Annotated in this window: 5 protein-coding genes; 1 reads left to right on the plus strand and 4 read right to left on the minus strand. The window is 64.2% G+C overall.

The genetic code is table 11. The features are described from left to right. From BM388_RS17340 to BM388_RS17350, 3 genes are all read right to left on the minus strand, one after another. On the minus strand, positions 1-251 hold a 251-nt coding region (locus BM388_RS17340; protein WP_139233993.1), incomplete at its 3' end, for a transposase. Positions 252-391: 140 nt separating this feature from the next. Beyond that, complete coding sequence (cysS, locus tag BM388_RS17345) at positions 392-1,810, minus strand: cysteine--tRNA ligase (RefSeq protein ID WP_089852476.1); 1,419 nt, start codon at positions 1,808-1,810, stop codon at positions 392-394. 11 nt (positions 1,811-1,821) lie between these two features. Continuing rightward, complete coding sequence (locus tag BM388_RS17350; protein WP_089852472.1) at positions 1,822-3,531, minus strand: glutamine--tRNA ligase/YqeY domain fusion protein; 1,710 nt, start codon at positions 3,529-3,531, stop codon at positions 1,822-1,824. Positions 3,532-3,707: 176 nt separating this feature from the next. Here BM388_RS17350 and BM388_RS17355 point away from each other — a divergent pair, with 176 nt between their 5' ends. After that, a complete protein-coding gene (locus BM388_RS17355; RefSeq protein WP_089852474.1) occupies positions 3,708-4,214 on the plus strand; it encodes a peptidylprolyl isomerase in 507 nt (168 codons plus the stop codon). 155 nt (positions 4,215-4,369) lie between these two features. Here the strand turns inward: BM388_RS17355 and BM388_RS17360 are convergent. Next, positions 4,370-4,807 (minus strand): RNA-guided endonuclease TnpB family protein (locus BM388_RS17360; protein ID WP_139233994.1); only part of this gene is annotated, 438 nt, incomplete at its 5' end.

Below are 4,807 nucleotides of genomic sequence, written 5' to 3' on the forward strand. Positions count from 1 at the left end.
AGCTGGAGGCGCGCCAGGATGGTCTCGAAGGTGCCGTCATCGCGCCACTGGCGGAACCGGTCATAGACGGTCTTCCACGGGCCGTAGCGTTCTGGCAGATCGCGCCACTTGGCGCCCGAGCAGAGGATCCAGAAGATGCCGTTCAGCACCTGGCGGTCATCGCGGCGGGGGCGCCCCGTTCTCTGCGGCGGTGACACGATGTCCTCGATGATGGCCCAGCCGTTGTCGGAGATCTCGTAGCGTCCTGCCATGGGTCACCTATGCTGCTGTGGCATAGGTGACATTAGCAAATTCAAGTTTTCGGACAAAGCCTAGACCATAACGGCGGTACATCAACGAAAACGCCCGGCACTAAGCCGGGCGTTTTGGTCATGCTGTCGCGCATGGAGACTCAGCCGGTAGGCGTCTCGAAGACCCAGGTCGTGCCCTCGCGGGAATCCTTGAGGATGATCCCCAGCGCGGCGAGCTCGTCGCGGATCCCATCGGCGCGAGCGAAGTCCTTGGCCTTCTTGGCCGCGGCACGCGCCTCGATCTGCGCCTGGATCTCGTCTTCCGAGAGCGGCAGGTCAGCGGCACCGGCCTTGAGGAAGCTCGCCGGGTCCTGCTGCAGCAGCCCCAGCACCCTGCCCAGGCGCTTTAGCTCGGCGGCCAGCGCCGGGGCCCGGTCCGGCGCGTCCTTCCTGGCGCGATTGAGCTCGCGGGCCAGGTCAAAGAGCACCGAGAGCGCCTCGGGAGTGTTGAAGTCGTCATCCATGGCGGCGATGAAGCGCGCGTCGTAGCCGCCCTCGCCCGGCTGATCGAGCGTTGTCGCCTCAGCGGCAGTGCTGTCGAGCGCCAGCCCTTCAAGTGCATTGTAAAAGCGCTCCAGCGACTTGCGGGCGTCGGCCAGCGACTCGGGGGCGTAGTTGATCGGGCTGCGGTAGTGGCTCGCCACCAGCAGGTAGCGCACCACCTCCGGATCGTGGTGCTCGAGCACGTCGCGGATGGTGAAGAAGTTGCCCAGCGACTTGGACATCTTCTCCTGGTTCACCCGCACCGCCCCGGCGTGCATCCAGGTATTGACGTAGCGTTGGCCGGTGGCGGCTTCGCTCTGGGCGATCTCGTTCTCGTGGTGCGGGAACATCAGATCCGGACCGCCGCCATGGATATCGAAGGTCTCCCCCAGGCAGCAGGTAGACATCGCCGAGCACTCGATGTGCCAGCCGGGGCGCCCCTCGCCCCAGGGCGACGACCAGCTCGTCTCAGCGGGCTTGGCCGCCTTCCAGAGCACGAAGTCCAGCGGGTCCTCCTTGTGCTCGTCCACCTCGATGCGCGCACCTGAACGCATCTCGTCCGGGTCGCGATTGCTCAGCGCGCCGTAGGTTGAGAAGCGGCGCACCCGGTAATAGACGTCGCCGTTGTCGGCGGCGTAGGCGAAGCCCTTGTCGATCAGCGTTTCGATCATGGCGATGATCTCGCCGATATGGCCGGTGGCGCGAGGCTCGCTGTCAGGCGGCAGCACGGAAAGTCGTGCCTCGTCCTCGTGCATAGCGGCAATCATGCGCTCGGTGAGCGCGGCGATGGTTTCGCCGTTCTCGTCGGCCCGCTTGAGGATCTTGTCGTCGATGTCGGTGACGTTGCGCACGTAGGTCACCTCGAAGCCCCGCGCGCGCAGGTAGCGGGTGATGACGTCGAAGGCCACCATCACCCGGGCGTGGCCCAGGTGGCAGTAGTCGTAGACGGTCATGCCGCAGACGTACATGCGCACCTTGCCGGGCTCGAGCGGTGTAAGCGGCTCCTTGCGGCGCGTCAGCGTGTTGTAGATCTGCATGGCGCTCATGCTCATCCTTTATTGTCTTGCGCGGTCTTCTGGCTTTCCTGCTTCTTCACCTTGGCCCAGCCGTCCTTGAGGCCCACGGTGCGGTTGAACACCAGCTTGCCATCGCGGCAGGCGTGGCGATCAGCGCAGAAGTAACCGACGCGTTCGAACTGGAAACGGCTCTCGGGCGTGGCCTCGGCGAGGCTCGGCTCGCCGATCGCCTGCACGGTAATCAGCGAGTCGGGATTGAGATGGTCGAGGAAATCGGCATCCTTGTCCTTGTCGGGCTGCTCGACCTGGAAGAGGTTGTCGTACAGACGCACCTCCATGGGCACGCCGTGCTCGGCGCTGACCCAGTGGATCACGCCCTTGACCTTGCGGCCTTCCGGGTTCTTGCCGAGGGTGTCGAAGTCCACGGAGCAGCGCAGCTCCTCGACCTCGCCGCTCTCACCCTTGATCACCTCGTCGCAGCAGATCACGTAGCTGTTGCGCAGGCGCACCTCCTTGCCCGGCGCCAGCCGGAAAAACTTCTTGGGCGGCTCTTCCATGAAGTCGTCGGCGTCGATGTAGAGCTCCCGGGTCAGGGGCACACGGCGCACTGCCATGTCCTCGCGTGCCGGGTGACCGGGCACCTCGTAGACCTCTTCATGCCCCTCGGGCACGTTGGTCAGCACCACCTTGAGCGGCTTGAGCACGGCCATGGCCCGCGGGGCGTTGTCCTCGAGATCCGAGCGGATGGCGTGATAGAGCATGGCGATGTCCACCAGGCCGCCGTCGGCACGGGTCACGCCGATCATGTCGCAGAACTTGCGAATCGAGCCCGGCGTGTAGCCGCGGCGCCGCATGCCGGAGATGGTCGGCAGGCGCGGATCGTCCCAGCCGTCGACGATCTGCTCGTCCACCAGCAGCTTGAGCTTGCGCTTGGAGGTCAGGGTGTAGTTGAGGTTGAGCCGCGCGAACTCGATCTGGCGCGGGGTCACCGGTACCGGCAGGTTGTCGAGAAACCACTCGTAAAGCGGGCGGTGATCCTCGAACTCCAGGGTGCAGACGGAGTGGCTCACGCCCTCGAGGGCATCGGACTGCCCGTGGGTGAAGTCGTAGGAGGGGTAGATCTTCCACGTGTCGCCGGTCTGGTGGTGGCTGGCGTGGCGGATGCGGTAGAGGATCGGGTCGCGCAGATTGATGTTAGACGAGGCCATGTCGATCTTGGCCCGCAGCACCTTCTCGCCCTCGGCGAACTCGCCCACGCGCATGCGCTCGAGCAGGTCGAGGTTCTCGTCCGCGTCGCGCTCTCTATAGGGGCTCGGCTTGCCCGCCTCGGTCAGGGTACCGCGGTACTCGCGGATCTCGTCCGGCGAGAGGTCGTCGACGTAGGCCTTGCCCTCACGCACCAGGTGCTGAGCCCAGGCATAGAGCTGGTCAAAGTAGTCCGAGGCGAAGCGCACCGGGCCGGCCCACTCGAAGCCCAGCCAGCTCACGTCCTCCTTGATGGCGTCGATGTAGGCCTGCTCTTCCTTGGCCGGGTTGGTGTCGTCGAAGCGCAGATGACAGTCGCCACCGAAGTGTTCGGCAAGCCCGAAGTTCAGACAGATCGACTTGGCGTGGCCGATGTGCAGGAAGCCGTTGGGCTCCGGCGGAAAGCGCGTGACGACCTTCCCGGTACGCCCGGCCTCGATCTCTTCGCGGATCTGGTTGCGGATGAAGTTCGGCGCGCTGGTAGTCTCGGTGGTCATGTCGGTGGGGCAACCTCTGGTTGAATCGCGGGCCTGGCTCGGTGCACGGACAGGACATGAAGGCCATTCTCCCGCCTTCGCGCATCGAAGCAAAACCGCTATTATAGCGCCACGCCCATGGGCAGCGCCAAGGCGCATCCCCCATTGCTCCCTTTACCGCACACAGGAACGCATCGATGATCGTACTTCAGACCAACTTCGGCGATATCACCATCGCCCTCAATCACGACCAGGCCCCGAAGACCGCCGCCAACTTCGAGCAGTACGTGCGCGACGGCTTTTATGACGGCACCCTCTTCCACCGCGTGATCCCGGGCTTCATGGTCCAGGGCGGCGGCTTTGACAGCGACTTCAACCAGAAGCCGACCCGGGACCCGATCGACAATGAAGCCGATAACGGCCTGACCAACACCAAGGGCACCCTGGCCATGGCGCGCACTCAGGATCCCCATTCGGCCACCGCGCAGTTCTTCATCAATATTGCCGACAACGACTTCCTCAATCACAGCGGCAAGAGCATCCAGGGCTGGGGCTACTGCGTGTTCGGCGAAGTGGTCGAGGGCATGGACGTGGTCGAGAAGATCAAGGACGTCTCCACGACCCGTCGCGGCATGCACGCCGACGTGCCCGCCGAGGACGTGATCATTCAAAAGGCATACGTGAAGGACGACTCTGCGGTCTGATCCCCACCACGCTCGCACGCACGCCCGCCAGGGCCCTTGAGGTCCGGCGGGCGTGGTGCGTTTCACCCTCCGAAACGCGCCACCGGCGAACCCTTCCCTCTGCCAACCGGGCCGACCTTGACTGCTCCCCTCTCTGAAGGAAGGGGATTCCCCATTCACCAAGAACTGGACACAGAGACAGGCTCCATGCCGCTTACATTCTCTCCAAGGGCTAACACCGCCAGCCCGGCGGCTTTAATGTTGACCGCAGCGTTCACGTCACGGTCGTGCTCTGCGGCGCACTCGGGGCATGTCCAGGCGCGAATCTGCAACGGCATCTCGGGCATCACGTACCCGCAGGCGGAGCATCGCTTGCTCGACGGATACCACGGGTCAATGGCCGATACCTGTCGATCCGCCCAGGTCGCCTTGTATTCCACCTGGCGCACAAATTCGCCCCACCCTGCATCGCTGATCGACTTAGCCAGCGAGCGGTTGCGCAGCATGTTCTTCACCTTGAGGGATTCGACGCAGATCACTTGGTTCTCGTTGACGATACTGCGGGACAGCTTGTGCAAGCGGTCCATCCGGCAATCGGAGATTTTGGCGTGAAG

This window comes from Halomonas saccharevitans, from assembly GCF_900116405.1.
Lineage (GTDB): Bacteria > Pseudomonadota > Gammaproteobacteria > Pseudomonadales > Halomonadaceae > Halomonas > Halomonas saccharevitans.